This is a genomic window from Clostridium sp. UBA6640, assembly GCF_002455975.1.
GTDB lineage: Bacteria > Bacillota > Clostridia > Clostridiales > Clostridiaceae > Clostridium_J.
This window is the reverse complement of sequence record NZ_DKLM01000172.1, coordinates 1234-22719: the sequence shown is the minus strand read 5'-3', so window position 1 is coordinate 22719 and position 21486 is coordinate 1234. Positions and strand designations below refer to the sequence as shown.

Sequence of the window (21486 nt, the reverse complement as noted above, 5' to 3'; positions counted from 1 at the left end):
ATTTATGGAAGGAAATGTAAAATCTTCGTTGAATAATATCTATAATGATCTTATATAGATATTAAATGAGGTGAAGAGTTTATGAATAATTCTGTATTTATTAATTTAGAAAATAATATTTTATATGGAAACTTGTTGGATATAGGCCATGATAATTATGGAGTAATATATAATCTGTTCAAGTATTATGATGAAGAATGCGATATTCAATATTTTGAAAAAAGAGCACGAAGAAATATTGAGAAAGAGAGTTATGATAGTTGTATACTTTTTTTTAGTTTGAATTCAATATTTAAAAGTATTGAAAAAAGAAGACTTATTGATGAAGTTGGTAACTATCTGAAAAATGATGGAATTTTATATATATGGGATATAGATAAAAAATTTTTAAAAACTTATGAAAATAATATAAAAGTATATATGCCAGATAAAAGCTTAAAGGAATTTCAGATTAAAGATTATAATATTTTAAAAGATAATTCTAAAGAAAAGATATTAGATCTAGTTGATAAGAGATTTGAAGTTATGAACTTTAAAAGTAACGATGGAGTATACAATATAATTTGTAGAAAGAGGAGAAAAAACGGATGAATGTTTTATTAATAGGGGTGAATGCTAAATATATTCATAGTAATTTAGCAGTGAGATATTTAAAGACTTACACTAAAGATATGGATTATGATTGTGATATTATGGAGTTTTCTGTGAATGATAGGGTTGAGAGAATTGTAGAGGAAATAATGGAGAGAAAACCTAGATTACTAGGTTTTTCCTGTTATATATGGAATATTGAATATATAACAAGAATAACAACCTTAATAAAGTCAATAGATAGCAGTATACAAATATTTTATGGTGGACCTGAGGTAAGTTATGATTCAGAGAGTTTTCTAAAAGCTAACTATGGTGAATATGTTATAGAAGGCGAAGGGGAAGAAACTTACAGAGAGTTTATTTATGCTAAAATAAAGGAATATAAAAATGAAGAAGTAGATTGTAGTAGTATCAGGGGACTTTACTCTAAAAATAGTGGACAAATCTACTATGGTGGAAATCGTCCTTTAATGGATATGAATAAAATAGTCTTTCCTTATGAAGAAAATGAAGACTTAGCTCATAAAATAGTATATTATGAAGCTTCTAGGGGATGTCCATTTAATTGTAAATATTGCCTATCTTCAACTTTTCATGGAGTTAGATTCATAGATATCGAAAAGGTGAAGAAAGACTTAAAATATTTTGTTGATAATAAAGTTAGATTAGTAAAGTTTGTAGATAGGACATTTAACTGTAACGAAAGTTTTGCAAATAAAATTTGGAATTATTTAATTGAATTAGGTGGAGATACTAGATTTCACTTTGAAATATCTGCTGACTTATTAAGAAGTAAATCTATAAATACATTATCCAAAGCAAAAAAAGGATTGTTTCAATTTGAAATAGGTGTACAAACCACTAATGATGAAGTTCTTAAGAATATAAATAGAAATGTTAATTTTTCTACAATAAAAGACAAAGTAGAAGAATTAAAATGTCTAAAAAATATCATGCAACATTTAGATCTTATAGCAGGACTTCCAGGGGAAGATTTTAACTCTTTTAAAAAATCTTTTAATGATGTATATGCAATAGGTCCAGATGAACTTCAATTGGGTTTTCTAAAACTTTTAAAGGGGTCAAGTATGAGAGAAGAAGCGGAAAAATGGGATATGCATTATAGTCCATATCCTCCCTATGAAATATTGAAAACTAAAAATATAAGTTATGATGAATTAATTAGGCTGAAGCATATTGAACATATGGTCGATAAATACTTAAACAGCGGAAAATTTAATAATATATTAAAATATTTTGTAGAAAGTGATTTTTTTGATACTCCATTTGATTTTTATGAACAGCTATCGCTGTTTTATAAAGAAAAAGGATATTTTAAAAGAAATATTTCTTCAAGTGAATATTATAAGGTATTTTTTGACTTCAATAATGAAATATTAAGAAGGAATAGTGAATTATTATGTGACATAATTAAGTTTGACTATTTAACTTATAATAAAAAAAGAGGAATTCCGGATTTTATCTATAAAGAAAGTGATAAAAACGTCGAAAAACAAATTAAGGGCAATTTAATTGATAATAATTTAATAAGTTCTGTTAATGATATACATATTGAAAAATTTAATTATGACTTAAATAAATATTTTATAAATAAATTGATAACTAAGAAAGATTTCTATGTAGGTTTCTCTAATAATAGCGATAATCTTTTGATAGATTTAGGAATATACTTAAAAAAATAGAAAAAAAATCCTAAATGATGAACAAACAATGAACGTACGGTTAATAAATAGTTAATTTTGCCACTTGGTACGTTTACATATCTTGTATAATAAATTTTAGCTCTATATAATAAGTGGTAAATATAAACTCTTTATAAGTATTTTGTGATCTTTTATAAAGTGCATGATATTGTGTTGGGAGGAGATTATTCCTCTCTTTCCATAGAAGTGAACAGATGATGAATGTAAGATTAATAAATAGTTAAATTTACCGCTTGTACGTTTATATATCTTGTACAATAGATTTTAGCTCTATATAATAAGTGGTAAATATAAACTCTTTATAAGTATTTTGTGATTTTTTATAAAGTATATGATATTGTGTTGGGAGGAGATTATTCCTCTCTTTTCATAGAAATGAACAGATTATGAACGTAAGGTTAATAAATAGTTAAATTTACCACTTGTGCGTTTTCATATCTTGTACAATAAATTTTAGCTCTATATAATAAGTGGTAAACATAAACCTTTTATAAGTATTTTGTGATGTTTTATAAAGTATATGATATTGTGTCTGGGAGGGGACTATTCCTCTCTTTCCATATAATTATATTTTAAAAGGTGGTGATATTTTGGCATTAGAAGCTATAAACAAAGTTAAAACAGCAGAAGAAGAGGCAGCACAAATATTAGAAAGTGCATTAAAAGAAAGTAAAGATATAATTAAAAATGCAGAAAAAGAGGCAGATAAGCAGTATGAGGCTAGACTTACTGAAGCTTATAAAGAAGCAGAACAAATAAAATCTAAGTTTATAAGTGAAAGTGAGACTGAATCTGAACCTATCTTGAAAAAAGGTAGAGAAGAAGTAGATCATATACTGAATCTAGATGCTAACAAATTTAATAGTGCTGTTAAATTAGTAATTGAGAGGATAGTGAATTTCAATGGCAATAGTTAAAATGAAGAAGTTTACGCTTTTAGCCTTTGAGTCACAAAAGCAAAAGCTATTGAAAGATCTACAAAGGTTGGAAAGTGTTCAATTTTCTGAGGTTTTAATACAAGAAGAACTTGAAGAATATTTACAAAAAGACTCTGCTCATATTGAAATATCAGAAATCGAAGAAGAACAAGCAAAAATCAGGTTTGCTATTGATTTTTTAAGCCAGTATGAAGAAAAAAAAGGAATGATTCAGAGCTTAAAAGAGGGAAAAAACACTGTTACCTATTATGGACTTGAAAAAGCAGTTGAAGATTTGCAATGGAAAGTGCAATACAATTATTTAAAAGAAAAAGAAAACACTATCAACAAGAAAGAGCAGCATATCTCAAAATTATCTAGTGAGATTGAAGAAATAGGTAAATGGATCAATTTGGATATATCCATGAATGAAGTAAAAAATTTTAAAAACTGCATTGCCTATTTAGGGGTAGTTCCAAAAAACTTCATAGATAGTTTAAGAGAAGATATAAGTTTTCAATATAATAATTGTTATATTGAAGTTGTAAATGAAGATAATAGAGACAGTAATATTCTAATAATCTTCCATAAAGAGTTACAAAGTGAAATAGATACTTTATTAAAGAGATATAGTTTTAGTAAGGTAAATTATGACTACCAAGTACCACCAAAGGAAGTTATTAGAGGCTTTAGAACTAAAATAAAAGAGCTAAAGAATGAGCTAGAAAACATAAAAAAAGATATTAAGGATCACGTAAAATATATAGATGATTTTAAACTTATATATGAATATAATGAAAATCATTTACTTAGATTAGAGAGCTGTAACAATTTTTTAAGAAGTAAAAATATTCTAACAATAGAAGGATGGTTACCAGAAAAAACTATAGAAGAATTTGAAGAAACAATAAGTGAAAGTCTAAATAGTGAATATTATTTAGAGTTAGAAGATGCAAATGGTGAAGATGTTCCTATATTATTAAAAAATGGAGCAGTATCAGAGGCTTTTGAACCAATTACAGAAATGTATAGTATGCCTAGATACGATGAGATAGATCCAACACCATTATTTATGCCTTTCTATTTTATCTTCTTTGGTATGATGCTATCAGATGCTGGATATGGATTAGTTATGTTCATCGGTTCCTTGGTAGCGTTAAAACTCTTCAATCTAGATGAAGATAAGAGAAAATCCATCAAAATGTTCTTCTATTTAAGTATATCCACAATTTTTTGGGGAGTAATGTATGGTAGTTACTTCGGAGATGCAATTAAAATTAACCCAATATGGATGAAGCCAGATAGTAATGTAATTTTATTGATGATAGTTTCAGTAGCCTTCGGACTAATTCAAATATATGTTGGCTTAGGAATCAAAGGATATATGTTGATTAGAGATGGAAAACCATTAGACGCACTACTTGATGTAGGTTTATGGTATCTGACTTTAACAGGAGGTATTCTATGGTTATTATCAGCTTCAGGTGCAGTAAGTAGTTTATCTACAAGCGGCAATATTCTTACAATTGCAAAATATGCTACATTTGGTGGCATGATATTAATTTTGTTAACTCATGGAAGAAGTGAAAAGGGAATAGGTGCAAAACTTGGGGCAGGTTTATATTCATTATATGGAATAACAGGCTATGTAGGGGATTTAGTATCTTATACTAGACTTGCAGCACTTGGACTTGCAACAGGATTTATTGGGTCAGCATTTAACTTAATGATAGGAATGCTCGGAAATCCAATAGCAAAAATTTTAGCTGGATCACTAATATTTGTAGTAGGCCACGTATTTAATTTATTCATAAATGCCTTAGGGGCTTATGTTCATACTTGTAGATTACAATATCTTGAGTATTTTAATAAGTTCTATGAAGGCGGAGGTAAAACATTTAAACCATTAAAATTTAGTTCAAAATATGTAAAAGTTGTTAAGGATTAAGGAGGAATTTTCATGACAAACTTAATGGGATTTTTAGTAGACAATGGAGGAATAGTTTTTGCAGCAATGGGTGTTGCATTAGCTGCAATTATGCCAGGAATAGGTTCAGCTAGAGGTGTTGGAATGGTTGGAGAAGCCGCTTCAGGATTAATTACAGAGGAACCAGAAAAGTTTGGTAAGGCACTTATATTGGAATTATTACCAGGTACGCAAGGACTTTATGGTTTTGTTATAGCTCTTATGGTGCTATTCCAAATAAGCCCAGATATTACTTTAGCAAATGGTTTATATTTATTCGCAGCTTGTTTACCAATAGCTTTTGCTGGATGGAAATCAGCAATAGCACAAGCAAGAACAGCAGCATCAGCAATTCAAATATTAGCTAAAAGACCAGAACATAACACAAAAGGTATTATCTTAACAGTTATGGTTGAGACATATGCATTATTAGGCTTCGTTATGTCACTATTATTAATAATCAACGCTAACTTTTAATTAAGGAAGTGATGATAATGTCAAATTTAGAGAATTTAACTTCAAAGATTATAACTGATGCTAATGAAAAGGCTACTGATATAATCAATGATGCTAAAGTAAAAGAAAAAGAATTAATAGCTAAAAAGAAAGATGAAGCTGAAAAATTTGCAAAAACCATAATAGAAAAAGCAACCTTAGAAGGAAAAAACCTTTTTGATAGAGCTGTATCAAAAAGTGAATTAAAAGTAAGAAATGAAAAATTAGTTGCAAAACAACAAGTAATTGATAAGGTTTTTAATGAAGCTATAAAAGAACTTAATAATATGAGTTCTGAGGATTATTTAAATTATATAAAAAATAGCCTTAAATCTATTAAGCTTCAAGGACATGAAGAAATAATAGTTTCTGAAAATGATAAAGATAAAATAGGTGAAGAATTTATAAAGGAATTAAATAAAAGCATTGCTAGTGACGTTGAAAAGGCAAATATCATATTAAGTAAAAATACTAGACAAATAAATGGAGGATTTATTTTAGTTAGAAGCGGTATAGAATTTAACTATTCCTATGATGCTTTAGTAAATTCTTTAAGATATGAAATAGAAAACCAAGTAGCAATGATGTTATTTAATTAATTTCTAAGGAGGATAGCCATATGGATAGAATGAACTTTACTCATGCTGTGGCTAGGCTAAGAGTTATAGAAAAAAAGCTCCTTGATAAAATGAAAATAGAAAGAATGATAGAAAGTAGTTCACTAGAAGAAGCTATTAAAATTCTTCAAGAAACTCAATATGGAGATAGTATAGCCTTACTGAAAAGAGATGAGGACTATGAGCTATTATTAGATGAGGAGTTAAAAAGGCTTTACTCTCTTATGTATGAAATTTCTCCTGAAAAATTAATTGTTGATATTATGAGTATTAAATATGACTATCATAATATTAAAGTTTTAAAGAAATCTGAAATTTTAGGAGGAGATTTATCTTCTTTATTAATTCCTGTTGGCACTGTAGAAATTAATAAGTTAAAAAATTCTATGGTTACTAACGAGTTAAAAGAGTTGGAACCTATAATGAGAGAAGCTATTGTAAAAGCTCAAAAGAACTACGAAGAAAATAAGGATTCTCAAAATATAGATATAATTTTAGATAATTATATGTATGTGGCTACAATTGAAAAAGCTAAGGAATCCAACTTCGATTTCATTGTAGATTTTATAAGAAAATCAATAGATTTAACTAATATAAAAACAATGATAAGAGTTAAAATGCAAAACAAAGATATTAGATTCTTAGAAGGTGTATTGCTAGATAATGGCAATATACCTAAAGAGTTTTTTACACAAGGACTAAATGATAATTTGGAAAGTTTCAGCAATAGAATATCTAAATATGGATATGAAACTGTCTTAAAAGCTCTAATGGAACAATATTCAAGCAGTGGTAAATATAATTCTCTTGAAGTTTATTCAGATAATTATTTAATGAGTTTTATAAAAAATGCTAAGAGAATTAATTTTGGTCCAGAACCTATAATTGCATATATAATGGCTAAAGAAACCGAAATAAAAGTAATTAGAATAATATTAGCCGGTAAACTTAATAAAGTTGACAGTAATATTATTAGAGAAAGGTTGCGTGATATATATGCATAAAATTGGAGTTGTAGGAGATAAGGACTCTGTATTAGCATTTAAAGCTATAGGAGTAGACGTTTTTCCAGTGGTAGAAGCAGAAGAAGCTAGAAAAGCAATAGATAAAATGGCTTATAACGATTATGCGGTAATATTTGTAACTGAGCAATTAGCACAGCACTTAGATGAAACTATAGAAAGATATAATAAAAAGTTGCTTCCTTCCATTATATTAATTCCAAGTAATCAAGGGACTTTAAACATTGGTAAGAAAAGAATTAGTGATAATGTTGAGAAGGCTGTAGGTGTGAATATCTTATAGAAAGGTAGGTATGTAACTTGAAGAACGGTAAAATTGTTAAAGTTTCAGGTCCCTTAGTTGTTGCTAAGGACATGGATGAAGCTAATATATATGACGTTGTAAAAGTTGGTGAAAAAGGTCTTATCGGTGAGATAATTGAGATGAGAGGCGATAAGGCTTCTATACAAGTTTATGAAGAAACTTCAGGTTTAGGACCAGGAGATCCTGTTACAACTACAGGAGAACCTTTAAGTGTTGAGCTTGGACCTGGACTTATAGAGTCGATGTTTGACGGAATACAAAGACCTTTAGATGCATTTATGGAGGCTGCAAAATCATCCTTTTTATCAAAGGGTGTATCTGTAAAATCTCTAAATAGAGACAAAAAGTGGGAATTTAAACCTACTGTTAAAGTTGGAGATGCAATTGTAGCTGGAGATATAATAGGAACTGTTCAAGAAACGCCAGTAGTACTTCATAAAATAATGGTACCTTACGGAGTAGAAGGAACAGTTAAGGATATAAAATCAGGAGAATTTACTATAGAAGAAACTGTTTGTATAGTTTCTTCAGAAAAGGGCGATAAAGAATTAAATTTAATTCAAAAATGGCCTGTAAGACGTGGTAGACCATATTCTAGAAAATTGAATCCTGTAGAACCAATGATAACAGGACAAAGGGTTATTGATACTTTCTTCCCAGTAGCAAAAGGTGGTGCAGCGGCAGTTCCAGGGCCATTCGGAGCTGGTAAAACTGTTGTTCAACATCAAATAGCAAAATGGGGAGATGCAGAAATAGTTGTTTATGTTGGATGTGGAGAGCGTGGAAATGAAATGACTGACGTTCTAAACGAATTCCCTGAACTTAAGGACCCAAAAACAGGGGAAAGCTTAATGAAAAGAACAGTACTTATAGCTAACACTTCCAATATGCCAGTTGCAGCGAGGGAAGCTTCAATTTACACTGGTATAACAATTGCGGAATACTTTAGAGATATGGGATATTCTGTTTCAATAATGGCAGACTCTACTTCACGTTGGGCTGAAGCTCTAAGAGAAATGTCAGGAAGACTTGAAGAGATGCCAGGTGATGAAGGATATCCAGCATACTTAGGTTCAAGACTTGCTGATTATTATGAAAGAGCTGGTAAAGTTATAACATTGGGCTCAGATGGTAGAGAAGGAGCAGTAACTGCAATAGGAGCTGTTTCCCCACCAGGAGGAGACTTATCAGAACCAGTTACACAGGCTACTTTAAGAATAGTTAAGGTATTCTGGGGACTAGATGCTAATCTTGCTTATAGAAGACATTTCCCAGCAATTAATTGGCTGGATTCATACTCTTTATATCTAGATAAGATGGGAAATTGGATGAATGAAAATGTATCTTCCGATTGGTCTGAGTTAAGAACAGAAGCAATGGCACTTCTTCAAGAGGAAGCAAACTTAGAAGAAATAGTGAGACTTGTTGGTATAGACGCACTATCTGAAAGAGATAGATTAAAACTAGAAGTTTCTAAATCTATAAGAGAAGACTATTTACAGCAAAACGCTTTCCATGAAGTTGATACTTATGCTTCATTAGATAAACAATATAAGATGTTAAAACTTGTTTTGAAATTTATGAAGGAAGCAAATAAAGCTCTTGATGCTGGAGTTTATTTAGAAAAAATACTTAATATATCAGTAAGAGATAAAATTGCAAGAAGTAAGTATATATCAGAAGCTGAAATAGATAAGATAAAAGAAATTGAAGAAGAGTTAGAAAATGAAATTCAAAAACTAATCATCGAAGGAGGTGTTCTAGATGCTTAAAGAATACAGAACAGTTGCAGAGGTAGTAGGACCTTTGATGGTTGTTGAAGGTGTTGAAGGCGTAAAGTTCGACGAATTAGTTGATATAGAATTACAAACTGGAGAAAAGAGAAGAGGTAAGGTTCTTGAGATTAATGGTAGCAATGCCATGGTTCAGCTTTTTGAAGGTTCAACTGGAATAAATTTAAAAGGAACGAAAGTTAAGTTCCTAGGAAGACCTCTAGAACTTGGAGTATCAGAAGACATGCTCGGAAGAGTCTTTGATGGTATGGGTAGACCAAAGGATAATGGTCCTAAAATTATTCCAGAGAAGAGACTAGATATAAATGGTGAACCTATAAATCCTGTAGCAAGAAATTTTCCATCAGAATTTATTCAGACAGGTATTTCTGCTATAGATGGACTTAACACTTTAGTTAGAGGACAAAAGCTTCCTGTGTTTTCAGGATCAGGTCTTCCACATGCTCAACTTGCTGCACAAATAGCAAGACAGGCAAAGGTTTTAAATTCTGATTCAAAATTCGCCGTGGTTTTTGCAGCTATAGGTATTACTTTTGAAGAAGCGGAATTCTTTGTTGATGAGTTTACAAAAACAGGAGCTATAGATAGATCAGTTCTATTTATGAACTTAGCTAATGACCCAGCTGTAGAGAGAATAGCTACTCCAAGAATGGCACTAACAACAGCTGAATATCTTGCTTATGAAAAAGGAATGCATGTATTAGTTATAATGACAGATATAACTAACTATGCTGAAGCATTACGTGAAGTTTCAGCAGCTAGAAAAGAAGTTCCAGGTAGAAGAGGATATCCAGGTTATTTATACACTGACCTTTCAACACTTTATGAAAGAGCTGGAAGATTAAGAGGAAAAGAAGGTTCTATTACTCAAATTCCTATTTTAACAATGCCAGAAGATGATAAAACGCACCCAATCCCAGACCTTACTGGATATATAACAGAAGGACAAATAATCCTTTCAAGAGAGTTATATAAGAAGGGAGTAATGCCTCCAATAGATGTTTTACCATCATTATCAAGACTTAAAGATAAAGGTATAGGAAAAGGTAAAACAAGAGAAGATCATGCAGATACTATGAACCAATTATTTTCAGCTTATGCGCAAGGTAAACAAGCAAAAGAGCTTGCAGCAATATTGGGAGAATCTGCACTTTCTGAAGCAGACAAAAAATATGCTAAATTTGCAGAGGCTTTTGAAAAAAATTATGTTTCTCAAGGTTTTGAAGCAAATAGAACTGTAGAAGAAACATTAAAATTAGGTTGGGATTTATTAACTATATTACCTAGAACGGAGCTTAAAAGAATTAGGGATGAATATTTAGAAAAGTATTTACCTCTAAGAGAGGATGATTAACTATGGCAAAACTAAATGTTAATCCAACCAGAATGGAGCTCACCAGGCTTAAAAAGAGATTGGCCACCGCTACTAGAGGGCATAAACTACTAAAAGATAAGCAAGATGAGCTTATGAGAAGATTCATTGATTTAATTAAATATAATAATAAATTAAGAAGTGAAGTTGAAGAAAAGCTCCAAGAAGTCTTTAAAAATTTCTTTATGGCAAGTGCAGCAATGCCACCTCAATTCTTAGAGGCTGCATTATCCTGCCCTAAAGAAAGCATATCTGTAGAAGTGGAAACTAAAAACGTAATGAGTGTTAATGTTCCAGTAATGAATTTCATTAGAAAGCTTGAAAGTGATCCAGGAAGTATTTATCCTTATGGATTTGCATCTACTACTATAGAATTAGATGAAGCGATTGAAAAGTTATATTTAATATTACCTAAGCTTCTAGAATTAGCAGAAGTAGAAAAAGCTTGCCAATTGATGGCTGATGAGATTGAAAAGACTAGAAGAAGGGTTAATGCTCTTGAATATATGACAATACCTCAGCTTCAGGAAACTATAAAATATATAAAGATGAAGCTTGATGAAAATGAAAGAGGTGCTTTAACTAGATTAATGAAAGTTAAAAGTATGATGGAAGAAGCACAAAGAGCACAACAAAACTGAGACTTATTTGTCTCAGTTTTTTAATATTTAAAAATTAATTTTAAAAATAAATTGATAAATAATTTTTACTTAAAAAGTATTTGAGTAATATAACTAACTATTATATAATTTAAAAGGAAAGATTACCTTGTGAAAGGAGGATTTAAGACAAATATATGTCTTAATATATATTTATGGCAGTAAGAAAGATACTTCAGTATGGTGATGAAATACTTAATAAAGTATGTGAACCTATTGTTAAAATTGATGAAGAAATACTAGCGTTAGTACAGGATTTAAAAGATACTTTGTATAATTGTAGTGGAGTTGGTCTAGCAGCACCACAAATAGGTATATTAAAAAAAGCTATATTGATAGATTTAAGAGATGGATCTGATTCAATAGTGCTACTTAATCCTAGGATAATTGAAAGCTCAGGAAGCGAAGAAGATTATGAAGGATGCTTAAGTTACGAAGATCATGAAGGTTTAGTTGTAAGGCCTACTAGAATAATTGTAGAGGGTATGAATGCAGATGGACAGAAAGTTCAATATGAAGCAGTAGATTTTCTAGCTAGAGCATTTTGTCATGAGATAGATCATTTAGACGGAATATTATATATGTCAAAGGCTACTGAGATGTATGAACTTGTTGATGAAGAGTAAAGACGTGATTATTTCACGTCTTTTTTTACATATAAAAATATTGTAAAGCTAAAATAATTAACTTTTATTTTAAGAAATCTCAATTCCGTATACTCCAAAGCTGTTACTTTTAAAATAGCTCTTTTTATTTTTGAATATCTTTATATCAGAGGAAAGTTTTAGCGATTTTTCTACATAAATTTTAACATTTTTATATTCAAATGATGTATAATTAGTAATATCATCATGAAAATTTTTACACTCTACCCAAAGTGTTTTAGAGGTGGTATTTCCTCAACATAAATTTACATTGATAATTTTAATAACAAAAGAATAGTTATTTTTGAGTGCGTAATTGTATGCATTATCTTCAATACAAATCATATTATCAACTCCAATATTTAATGATAACATTATACCATATAAAATGCAGAAAAAATCTATAATGCTATTCCTATTATAAGGTTTATAAGGAATTGAGGTGCTAATATGGCCATAGAAAAAAGTGAAATGAATTTAGAACTTAAAAAATTTGAAGAAGTTAGAGATTGGGTTATTATAGAAGAAAATAAGACCTCAAAGAAATATAAAGAATATGAAGAAAAGATTTCTGATTTGAAAAAGTCTAGTGGCGGAAGTTTTAGTAATGATTTAATATTAGCAGAGAGAATTTTTCAATTTGCAGAAAAAAATTTAAATAAATATAAGGAAGCAAGTGTGCAACCATATTTTGCAAGAATCGATTTTAGAGAAAAACGATATGATACAGAAACTTTTTATATTGGAAAATTTGGACTAAATGACGAATTAAAAAATGAAGAAATTGTAATCGATTGGAGAGCACCTATTGCTAATTTATATTACAGTGGAACTTATGGTGAATCACAGTATATATCCCCAGAGGGTATAATTGAAGGAGAATTAAAACTTAAAAGAAAATTCTTAGTACGAGATGAAAAGCTTATAGATGCTTTTGATGAAGGAATAAATGAAATTATATTAAAGAATAGTGTAGAAGGCAATGAATTAATAGATGAATTTTTAAAGATAAACCTTGAACAAAGTATAAGTAGTAAGCTTAAAGATGTAGTTGCTACTATACAAAAGGAACAAAATGAGATAATAAGAGCATATAAAAATAAAGCTATGATAATACAAGGATCTGCTGGTTCTGGAAAAACCACTGTTGCACTGCATAGATTAGCTTTTTTAGTATATACATACAATGAGATTTTAGAGCATGAAGAAATACTTGTGGTAGCACCTAATGAAATATTTTTAGATTATATTTCTGAAGTGTTACCTAATTTAGGTGTGTATACCGTTACTCAAAGTACTTTTGAAAGTTTGTGTGCATCATTAATAAATTATAAAGGTAAAATTTATACTAAAGACAAAAAGTTATCTTATTTAATGGAAGATAGTAATGAGGAAGATAAAAGATATTTAGCTGCTGTAAGTAAAATAAAAGGATCTTTAAATTTTAAAATTATATTGGATAGATATATAAAATATTTAGAGAAAAAGGATGTTGAAGTTGATGATATAAAGATAGATGAGTATATTTTATATAGTGAAAAGGAAATTAAAAAATTATATATAAGAGATTTAAAGCATCTACCAATTGCAAAACGTAAAAATGAAATTAATCGATATTTTAAACAAAAATTAAAAGATAAACTTGAAAGTGTACAAAGTCAGGTTGAAGATAACTATAGCTTTAAGATAAAAGATATTAAGTGTAAAGAAAATTTAAATGATGAAGAAAAAAGAAAAGCAATTATAGAGCTTTATGATGAACGGGATAAGTTTATCAAAGAATTAAGACAAAAAGGAAATAAAGCTTTAAAAGACTTTTTTAATAAGTGGCAAAATGAAAAATTGATTTCTACTTATTATAATTTATATTCTAATGAAGAGATCTTTAATGAGATTACTGATAATAAGATTCCTTCAAAGCTTGTAAAATATATAGTTAATACTGCTCAGAAAAATATTAAAGACAAAATTATTGACAGTGAAGATTTATCTCATATGGTTTATTTAAAAATAGCATTAGAGGGTATAGATAGTAAATATATACATGTAATTGTAGACGAAGCTCAAGATTATAGTTATTTTGAAATGTTTATATTAAAGTTATTATCAAAAGAAAACTCTTTGACCATAGTAGGAGACTTAGGACAAGGAATTTATAGTCATAAAGGTATTGACTCATGGGAAAAGCTTATAAGAGCCGTATTTGAAGGTGATGCAACCTATAATTCTCTAACACAAAGTTATAGATCTACGGTAGAAATTATAGATTTTGCCAACATAGTGCTAGATAAACAAGATTTAAATTTAATTCCTGCAAAACCAGTTTTAAGGCATGGGCATAAACCTAAGATTATAAAAATTGAAAATACCTTAGATGGAATAAATGAGATAGATAAAATTGTTAAAGAAGTTGAAGATATAAATAAAAAAACTGTTGCAATTATATGTAAGACTTATAAACAATGTACAGAGATTTTAAAAGAGTTAAAAGTACAAAGTAACTATCAATGGAGTATGATTGATGAAAATGATAGTGGTATTAAGGGGAATAGAATAATAATTCCTAGTTATATGACAAAGGGATTAGAGTTTGATGCTACAATAGTTTATAATTGCGATGAAGAGAATTATGGTGAGAATAATCTTGATAAAAAACTGCTCTATGTCAACTTAACAAGAGCATTACATAGAGAGTATATAATGTATAAAGGTAATATATCAAAATTGATATAATTTCATATGTTGAAAATGGCTATTTCTTGAAAATAACCATCTTATGTGTTACCATATAAAGGGTATTATTTAAGAAAAAATATCTTATAATGGAGGTCTTGTATATGAAACCAGTTGAATTAAAAGATAAATTATATTGGATAGGTGTTAATGACCCAGAATTAAGAGTATTTGACATTATAATGGAAACTAAAAAAGGAACAACCTATAATTCTTATTTAATTGATGATGAAAAAGTTGTGATTATTGATACTGTTAAAGATAAGTTTTTCGATCAATATTTAAAAAATATAAGAGATGTTATAGGAAATAGAGATATAGATTACATAATCGTACAACATACGGAACTTGATCATAGTGGTTCTTTAATAAAGTTATTAGAACATTATCCTAATGCTAAAATAGTTGGATCTAGAGCTGCTATAAAGTATTTAGGTGGAATATTAAATTCAAATTTTCATAATCAAGTTGCTGAAGGTGAGCTAAATATAGGTAGCAGAACTTTAGAATTTATTTCTGCGCCAAATTTACACTGGCCAGATACAATATTCACATATGATAAAGTTGGTAAGGTCTTATTTACTTGTGATGTTATGGGATGTCATTATTGTCCTGAAAAGTGTATAACAGATAGTTATAGCGAAGATTACACTAAAGAAATGAAATATTATTTTGACGTGATAATGGGGCCATTTAAAAAGTTTGTTAATGCAGGATTAGATAAAATAGAGAATATTGAAAAGAATATGATTGCACCAAGCCATGGTCCAGTTCACATTGATGATATAGAGAAATTTACTAAGTTATATAGAGAATGGGCTAAAGAAGCTACTGTAGATGAAAAGAATATTCAAATATTTTATGTTTCAGCTTATGGAAATACTGAGTCAATGGCAAAATTTTTAGCTAAGACTATTGAAGATAAGCAAATTAAAGTAGAAGCTCATGAAATAACTACTACTAATTTTAATAAAATGATTGAGCTTGTAGATAAGTCAAGTGGTATCATTATAGGTTCTCCAACCATTAATCAGGATGCAGTAGAACCAACATGGAACTTGTTATCCCATGTAAGTGCTATAGTAAATAGGGGAAAAGTTGCTTCAGCTTTTGGATCTTATGGATGGAGTGGAGAAGCAGTTCCAATGCTAAATAATAGATTAAAGGAACTTAAATTTAAAACGTTGGCAGAAGGACTTAAATTTAATTTTGTTCCAAGCGAAGAAGATTTTACAGCAGCAGAATCTTTTGTGGATAATTTCTTACAATTAGTTAAATAATAAGATAAAGGCTATGAATTAAGAAGAAGTTTGGATTTATTGCAAAATTAAATTGTGAAAGATATATTAAAAACCGTGACTTAATCACGGTTTTGTTTTTACAAATATTTAGATATATAATCAATGATTTCAACACAAAGCTCAATGGTATCATTACCTTTATCAAGTTCTGTATTCAGCTCTACAAAATCCATAGATTTTATTAATCTAGTTTCTAATAGATATTTTAATATAAATTTACCCTCAGTAACAGTTAATCCATTATCAACTGGAGTTCCAGTTCCAGGAAGAAATTTAGGATCTATAGAGTCAATATCAAAGCTTAAATGGACTGCATCAACTTTATTTTTAATTAAAATCTCTTTGATATCATTTAAAATATTTTCTACCCCTCTTTTTTGAACTTCTTCAGTGGTATAAACATTTAATTTATGATCCTCTATTAATTGAAGTTCTCCAGCATCTAAATCTCTAGCACCTATTATAAATACATTCTTAGGGTTTACCTTTCTATCTTCAAAATAAAGTTTCGTTAAAGTATCATGACCTATCCCCATAGCAGCAGCTAAAGGCATTCCATGTACATTGCCAGATGGTGATGTTTCATGAGTATTAATATCACCATGAGCATCCACCCAAATAACTGCAAGATTATTGTAATATTTGCTAGCACCTGAAATACTACCTAATCCTAAAGAGTGGTCTCCTCCTATAACTAATGGAAAACTTTCAGATTTTAATGAACTGTAAACAGTATGAGCTAAATTTGTATTTACATCTATAATACTGTCAACATACTTCATGTTTTTATGAGCTGAGAACTTGTCACAATATTTTTTCTCAGGAACATATAAGTTTCCCAAATCATATACAGTGTGATTATTATTTTTTATAATTTGAGCTATATTTTTTTCTCTTAATTTATTTGGAGCCAAATCTACACCTTTTTTGTCACAACCAAAAAATATCGGTACTCCGATTAAGTTAATATCCATAATTAATTCCTCCTTTACATTGTATCCTTTGCGATTTTAAATTATATAACAAATTTCAACAAAATATAAGTCTTTTTTTGAAAAGTATATTATTAAAATTATTAATAAAATATAGAATTTTAAGTCAATAATATATTAGAGGATTTATTATTTGTATGTCGAACAATAAATAGTTATAATACTTTAAGGAGGTAATATATTGAACAAGGAAGAAATACTTAATTTTTTAGAGGAAAACGAATTATCTGATATAAATGAAGTATCCTATAAAAGTAAACAATTAATAATAGCTTTTAAATATTATTTTGATGATATTGAGATTGAAGCTGCTAACGAATATGCCAATGAAGAATATGAGGGAGAAATAAAGGATGAAAATTGGTATTATGAATATTTTTTACCTTATTTAAGTGATTTTGCATTAGATAATGTAGAAGATATATTAGATGAGTGTGTTGAAGAATATGATATGAATTATGAGTTTATAGCTTATGAACTTACAGAGAAAAAATATGATTATAATAATTTTGTAGTTGTTTTTTCTAAAGATGAGATAAATAATATTGATGATATAATCTTATATTTAGATGAAAAATAAAGCATACAAGACTTCAGAAACTTAACAAGTTTCTGAAGCTTGTACAATTTAATAATGAGGTTACGCTCCAAATTTTTTAAGTTTTTGATATTCAACTATATATCCGTCTAAATGTTGAGAACAACTTACAACAATTTTATCTGTAGGTTTTTTAAACATAAGAAGTAAATGCAATAAAGTCTTAAAAGAATTAATTTTTTGTTTTAAAATTTTTAATCTAACAAACATAATCTATCTCCCACACAATTAAATAATCTATAATTACTATCATTTAATTTATACTTTAATTTTAACAAATTAGACAAGAAATGTTAATCATTTTAATTTGCCATTTTTATGTATTTTATTACAAATTGTACATAAAATCATAAATAATTTCCAATAAATGATATATACATTTTTTGGAAGATAAAATTAAATGTTGATTTATGGGTATATGGAATAAAATGTAAAATATAAAAATGTCAGATTATAATATATTTATTTAGAAAGAAGGAATAATAAAATGAATATTGACAAAATCATTGAAAGAATCAATTTTTTGTATAAAAAAAGTCAAAATGAAGGGTTAACTGATGAAGAAAAAGTAGAACAACAGGAATTAAGACAAAGATATATAGATAATGTAAAGCGAAATTTTAGGGCTCAATTAGATGGAATAAAGAGAGTACCGCCAAAAAATTTAAATTAAAATAGTTATAAAGTGAGGGTGCAAAACTATGATAGTAACCGTTGAAAAGCTGATAAGTAATTTTAATCTAGAGGTAGCGTTAAATGGAGAAACGAATAAAAATATAATATTAGGAGGTATTAATAGACCAGGACTTCAGTTAACTGGTTTTTATGATTATTTTGATGAAAAAAGAGTTCAAATAATAGGAAAGACAGAATATAGCTACTTAGAATCCTTATCTTCTGAAGTCAGAAAAGAAAGAATGGATAAATTTTTTTCTTATGATGCTCCTTGTACCATCATAACTCGCTCATTAGAAGTTCATAAAGAAGTTTTAGAAGCTGCTGAGAAACATAATTCATGGGTATTGAGAACAGATATGAAGGCTACACGTTTTGTTGGTAAATTAACTAATTTTCTTGATATTGAGTTAGCACCTGAAACAAGAATTCATGGAGTACTAGTAGATGTATATGGTATAGGAATACTTATTATTGGAGAAAGTGGTATAGGTAAAAGCGAAACAGCATTAGAACTTATAAAGAGGGGACATAGGCTAGTTGCTGATGATGCAGTAGATATTAAAGAAATAGATGGATTTTTATATGGAAGCTGTCCTTATATAACTCAAGGTATGCTTGAGGTTAGAGGAATGGGGATCATTGATGTGCCTGCAATATATGGTATGAGTTCAGTAAAATCTAAGAAACAAATTAATTTAGTAATTTCAATAGAAAATTGGAGTAGTAATGGAAATTATGAGAGATTAGGGATGGATAAAGACTATATAGAAATTTTAAACACAGAGGCAGAAAAGCTAACTTTACCTGTAAGACCTGGAAGGAACATAGCAGTAATAATTGAAGCAGCCGCTGCTAACTATAGATATAGTTATACATCAAATATTACTGCAGTAGATACTATAGAAAAAAGAATGAGTGAATTAAATAATCTGAATTTATAATATAGGAATATACAAGGCATGCCACATGTATAGATAAACTACCTTAAAAATTGATATATAGCCAGATATAACTACATACTTGAGCATTCCAATTCACAATTCACAATGCAAAATGCAAAATTAAGGTGGAGTTTAATTCTTTATGAATTAATTTCTTAAACTAATTTTTACTAGCAATGTCTAGTTTTCCACCTCTGGGGANNTTGGAACTAAACCAGTGAATTATACCAATACTGTGGAGATACGCAATGTTATTGAAATATCGCTTAATGATGTAGATATTGTGACTTATCATACTGCACCCCAGGAATCTACACAGAAATTAGCTATAAGTTTATGTTTGCAGCTAATTTAATTTTGCTTTAATTCTTTAGCTTATATAGACCCCAGGGGTGAAAATTAATGTTGAGAAATTTAAAATTGTGAATTCAATAGTTTCAACTATGATACTAGAAAATATCAATTATTTTCACATATATATTAAATTTGGAACTGGTATATCTATATTATGCATAATAAGAACTAAAAAATTATCATTATTTTTTAGAATCCAGTTATTCATTTAAATCAAAATATATTAAGATATATTGACTAATTGGTTTGCTTTAAATGGCTAAAAATATATTTGTAATTTATAGAATTATTTAGTAGAATGTAGAATATAAGTAAACTATATAAAGTGTTGAAAGGGGAATGCTCAATGACAGATTTAGTTAAAAAATATGAACTAGCTTGGGACAAGTATTCTAAAGAAGATTTAGAAAGAGTTTTCGCATTATCTGATAGATATATAGACTTTATGTCAAAATGCAAAACAGAAAGAGAGTGTGTTACAGAGTTTATAGCTCTTGCTGAAGAAAAAGGATATAAAGATATTAACACATATATTGCTGAAGGAAAGAAGTTAGAAGTTGGAGATAAGGTTTATGCAAATTGTATGGGAAAGACTTTAGCATTATTTTTAATTGGTTCAGAACCAGTTGAAAAAGGCTTCAAAATATTAGGAGCACATGTTGATTCACCAAGATTAGATTTAAAACAAAATCCACTATATGAAGATTCTGATTTAGCATTATTAAAAACTCATTATTATGGTGGAGTTAAGAAATATCAATGGACAACTATTCCACTAGCTATTCATGGAGTTGTTTGCAAAAAAGATGGTTCAACTGTTAATGTTGTAATAGGTGAAAATGATAATGAGCCAGTAGTAGGAATATCTGATTTATTAATCCATTTAGCTGGAGATCAAATGCAGAAAACCTTAGCTAAAGGTGTTGAAGGTGAGCAATTAAATGTATTTATCGGAAGTATACCAGTTGAAGATAAAGAAGCTAAAAATAGAGTTAAATTAAATGTATTAAGATTATTAAATGATAAGTATGGGATTACAGAAGAAGATTTTGTATCAGCTGAACTTGAAGTAGTTCCAGCAGGAAGAGCTAGAAGCTATGGATTAGATAGCTCAATGGTTATGGCTTATGGCCATGATGATAGAGTATGTGCTTATACTTCTTTTGAAGCTATGATGAATTTAAATGAAACTGATAAGACTTGTATAACTCTTTTAGTTGACAAAGAAGAAGTAGGAAGCATAGGAGCTACAGGTATGCAATCAAGATTCTTTGAGAATACTGTTGCAGAGATAGTAAATTTAATGGGAGATTATAGTGAACTTAAAGTTAGAAGATCATTAGCTAATTCAAAAATGCTATCTTCAGATGTAAGTGCTGCATTTGATCCAAATTACCCATCTGTAAGTGAAAAACAAAACAGTGCATTCTTCGGAAAAGGAGTTGTTTTAAATAAATACACTGGAGCAAGGGGTAAAGGCGGATGTAACGATGCTAACCCAGAATTTATTGCTGAATTAAGAAAAGTAATGGATAAGCATAATGTTTCATGGCAAACTTCAGAACTTGGAAAAGTAGATCAAGGTGGCGGTGGTACAATCGCTTATATTCTAGCTGAGTATGGAATGGAAGTTATAGACTCAGGAGTTGCTCTACACAATATGCATGCTCCATATGAAATTGCAAGCAAAGCAGATATATATGAAGCTTGTAGAGCATATGAAGCATTCTTATTAGAAGTTTAAAATTAAGGGTGGATGGATATAGATAAACTACTCTAAAA

20 protein-coding genes are annotated in these 21486 nt (G+C 29.0%); 18 read left to right on the top strand and 2 right to left on the bottom strand.

All coding sequences use genetic code 11. The features are described from left to right. Positions 1-81 precede the first annotated feature (81 nt). The 14 genes from B2W91_RS20600 (at position 82) to B2W91_RS20535 (ending at position 16120) form a co-directional block, all read left to right on the top strand. On the top strand, positions 82-591 hold the full coding sequence (locus B2W91_RS20600; RefSeq protein ID WP_291584350.1) for a class I SAM-dependent methyltransferase: 510 nt from the start codon (positions 82-84) through the stop codon (positions 589-591). Beyond that, positions 588-2297 (top strand): B12-binding domain-containing radical SAM protein, encoded by a 1710-nt coding sequence (locus B2W91_RS20595; RefSeq protein ID WP_291584349.1) that lies wholly within the window; start codon positions 588-590, stop codon positions 2295-2297. The genes B2W91_RS20600 and B2W91_RS20595 overlap by 4 nt, the downstream gene beginning before the upstream one ends. 611 nt (positions 2298-2908) lie before the next feature. Then, positions 2909-3235, top strand: coding sequence for an ATPase (locus B2W91_RS20590; RefSeq protein ID WP_291584347.1), 327 nt, complete (start codon positions 2909-2911; stop codon positions 3233-3235). Then, positions 3222-5183: a V-type ATP synthase subunit I gene (locus B2W91_RS20585; RefSeq protein WP_291584346.1), complete on the top strand. Its 1962-nt coding sequence runs from the start codon at positions 3222-3224 to the stop codon at positions 5181-5183. The genes B2W91_RS20590 and B2W91_RS20585 overlap by 14 nt, the downstream gene beginning before the upstream one ends. A gap of 12 nt (positions 5184-5195) precedes the next feature. After that, the gene (locus B2W91_RS20580) at positions 5196-5678 is read left to right on the top strand and encodes a V-type ATP synthase subunit K (RefSeq protein WP_291584344.1); all 483 of its coding nucleotides are present in this window, start codon (positions 5196-5198) and stop codon (positions 5676-5678) included. Positions 5679-5695: 17 nt separating this feature from the next. Then, complete coding sequence (locus tag B2W91_RS20575; RefSeq protein ID WP_291584341.1) at positions 5696-6295, top strand: V-type ATP synthase subunit E; 600 nt, start codon at positions 5696-5698, stop codon at positions 6293-6295. Positions 6296-6315: 20 nt separating this feature from the next. Then, on the top strand, positions 6316-7317 hold the full coding sequence (locus B2W91_RS20570; RefSeq protein ID WP_291584339.1) for a V-type ATP synthase subunit C: 1002 nt from the start codon (positions 6316-6318) through the stop codon (positions 7315-7317). Next, positions 7310-7618, top strand: coding sequence for a V-type ATP synthase subunit F (locus tag B2W91_RS20565; protein ID WP_291584337.1), 309 nt, complete (start codon positions 7310-7312; stop codon positions 7616-7618). Before B2W91_RS20570 ends, B2W91_RS20565 begins: the two co-directional genes overlap by 8 nt. A 17-nt stretch (positions 7619-7635) precedes the next feature. After that, the gene (locus B2W91_RS20560; RefSeq protein WP_291584336.1) at positions 7636-9411 is read left to right on the top strand and encodes a V-type ATP synthase subunit A; all 1776 of its coding nucleotides are present in this window, start codon (positions 7636-7638) and stop codon (positions 9409-9411) included. Next, complete coding sequence (locus tag B2W91_RS20555) at positions 9404-10786, top strand: V-type ATP synthase subunit B (protein ID WP_291584335.1); 1383 nt, start codon at positions 9404-9406, stop codon at positions 10784-10786. Before B2W91_RS20560 ends, B2W91_RS20555 begins: the two co-directional genes overlap by 8 nt. A gap of 2 nt (positions 10787-10788) precedes the next feature. Beyond that, positions 10789-11445, top strand: a complete 657-nt coding sequence (locus B2W91_RS20550; protein WP_291584334.1) for a V-type ATP synthase subunit D — start codon at positions 10789-10791, stop codon at positions 11443-11445. Positions 11446-11618: 173 nt separating this feature from the next. Beyond that, the gene (gene def, locus B2W91_RS20545) at positions 11619-12089 is read left to right on the top strand and encodes a peptide deformylase (RefSeq protein ID WP_291584333.1); all 471 of its coding nucleotides are present in this window, start codon (positions 11619-11621) and stop codon (positions 12087-12089) included. 468 nt (positions 12090-12557) lie between these two features. Next, the gene (gene helD, locus B2W91_RS20540; protein ID WP_291584332.1) at positions 12558-14840 is read left to right on the top strand and encodes an RNA polymerase recycling motor HelD; all 2283 of its coding nucleotides are present in this window, start codon (positions 12558-12560) and stop codon (positions 14838-14840) included. Between the two features lie 104 nt (positions 14841-14944). After that, complete coding sequence (locus B2W91_RS20535) at positions 14945-16120, top strand: FprA family A-type flavoprotein (protein ID WP_291584331.1); 1176 nt, start codon at positions 14945-14947, stop codon at positions 16118-16120. A gap of 98 nt (positions 16121-16218) precedes the next feature. On the opposite strand, the gene rocF is transcribed toward B2W91_RS20535, so the two are convergent. Further along, the gene (rocF, locus tag B2W91_RS20530; protein WP_291584330.1) at positions 16219-17115 is read right to left on the bottom strand and encodes an arginase; all 897 of its coding nucleotides are present in this window, start codon (positions 17113-17115) and stop codon (positions 16219-16221) included. A 199-nt stretch (positions 17116-17314) separates the two neighbouring features. On the opposite strand from rocF, the gene B2W91_RS20525 reads away from it, so the two are divergent. Further along, positions 17315-17713: a hypothetical protein gene (locus B2W91_RS20525; RefSeq protein WP_291584329.1), complete on the top strand. Its 399-nt coding sequence runs from the start codon at positions 17315-17317 to the stop codon at positions 17711-17713. A gap of 60 nt (positions 17714-17773) precedes the next feature. Here the strand turns inward: B2W91_RS20525 and B2W91_RS20520 are convergent, their stop codons facing one another. Beyond that, the gene (locus B2W91_RS20520) at positions 17774-17941 is read right to left on the bottom strand and encodes an aspartyl-phosphate phosphatase Spo0E family protein (RefSeq protein ID WP_291584328.1); all 168 of its coding nucleotides are present in this window, start codon (positions 17939-17941) and stop codon (positions 17774-17776) included. Between the two features lie 277 nt (positions 17942-18218). Between B2W91_RS20520 and B2W91_RS20515 the strand changes: the two genes are divergently transcribed. The 3 genes from B2W91_RS20515 to B2W91_RS20505 all read left to right on the top strand — a co-directional run bounded on the left by B2W91_RS20515 (position 18219) and on the right by B2W91_RS20505 (position 21448). Further along, entirely contained in the window at positions 18219-18404 is a 186-nt protein-coding gene (locus B2W91_RS20515; protein ID WP_291584327.1) for a DUF896 domain-containing protein, read from the top strand. Positions 18405-18432: 28 nt separating this feature from the next. Next, positions 18433-19350 (top strand): HPr(Ser) kinase/phosphatase, encoded by a 918-nt coding sequence (gene hprK / locus B2W91_RS20510; RefSeq protein WP_291584326.1) that lies wholly within the window; start codon positions 18433-18435, stop codon positions 19348-19350. Between the two features lie 700 nt (positions 19351-20050). Then, on the top strand, positions 20051-21448 hold the full coding sequence (locus B2W91_RS20505; RefSeq protein ID WP_291584325.1) for an aminopeptidase: 1398 nt from the start codon (positions 20051-20053) through the stop codon (positions 21446-21448). Positions 21449-21486 lie beyond the last annotated feature (38 nt).

What these genes read in the sequence shown, in the direction of transcription:
- B2W91_RS20585 (WP_291584346.1), top strand. Translation starts at nt 3,222, where the DNA reads ATGGCAATAGTTAAAATGAAGAAGTTTACGCTTTTAGCCTTTGAGTCA.
- B2W91_RS20505 (WP_291584325.1), top strand. Translation starts at nt 20,051, where the DNA reads ATGACAGATTTAGTTAAAAAATATGAACTAGCTTGGGACAAGTATTCT.
- B2W91_RS20520 (WP_291584328.1), bottom strand. Translation starts at nt 17,941, where the DNA reads ATGTTTGTTAGATTAAAAATTTTAAAACAAAAAATTAATTCTTTTAAG.
- helD (WP_291584332.1), top strand. Translation starts at nt 12,558, where the DNA reads ATGGCCATAGAAAAAAGTGAAATGAATTTAGAACTTAAAAAATTTGAA.
- hprK (WP_291584326.1), top strand. Translation starts at nt 18,433, where the DNA reads ATGATAGTAACCGTTGAAAAGCTGATAAGTAATTTTAATCTAGAGGTA.
- B2W91_RS20550 (WP_291584334.1), top strand. Translation starts at nt 10,789, where the DNA reads ATGGCAAAACTAAATGTTAATCCAACCAGAATGGAGCTCACCAGGCTT.
- B2W91_RS20565 (WP_291584337.1), top strand. Translation starts at nt 7,310, where the DNA reads ATGCATAAAATTGGAGTTGTAGGAGATAAGGACTCTGTATTAGCATTT.
- B2W91_RS20555 (WP_291584335.1), top strand. Translation starts at nt 9,404, where the DNA reads ATGCTTAAAGAATACAGAACAGTTGCAGAGGTAGTAGGACCTTTGATG.
- B2W91_RS20580 (WP_291584344.1), top strand. Translation starts at nt 5,196, where the DNA reads ATGACAAACTTAATGGGATTTTTAGTAGACAATGGAGGAATAGTTTTT.
- B2W91_RS20575 (WP_291584341.1), top strand. Translation starts at nt 5,696, where the DNA reads ATGTCAAATTTAGAGAATTTAACTTCAAAGATTATAACTGATGCTAAT.
- B2W91_RS20600 (WP_291584350.1), top strand. Translation starts at nt 82, where the DNA reads ATGAATAATTCTGTATTTATTAATTTAGAAAATAATATTTTATATGGA.
- B2W91_RS20570 (WP_291584339.1), top strand. Translation starts at nt 6,316, where the DNA reads ATGGATAGAATGAACTTTACTCATGCTGTGGCTAGGCTAAGAGTTATA.
- B2W91_RS20595 (WP_291584349.1), top strand. Translation starts at nt 588, where the DNA reads ATGAATGTTTTATTAATAGGGGTGAATGCTAAATATATTCATAGTAAT.
- B2W91_RS20535 (WP_291584331.1), top strand. Translation starts at nt 14,945, where the DNA reads ATGAAACCAGTTGAATTAAAAGATAAATTATATTGGATAGGTGTTAAT.
- def (WP_291584333.1), top strand. Translation starts at nt 11,619, where the DNA reads ATGGCAGTAAGAAAGATACTTCAGTATGGTGATGAAATACTTAATAAA.
- B2W91_RS20515 (WP_291584327.1), top strand. Translation starts at nt 18,219, where the DNA reads ATGAATATTGACAAAATCATTGAAAGAATCAATTTTTTGTATAAAAAA.
- rocF (WP_291584330.1), bottom strand. Translation starts at nt 17,115, where the DNA reads ATGGATATTAACTTAATCGGAGTACCGATATTTTTTGGTTGTGACAAA.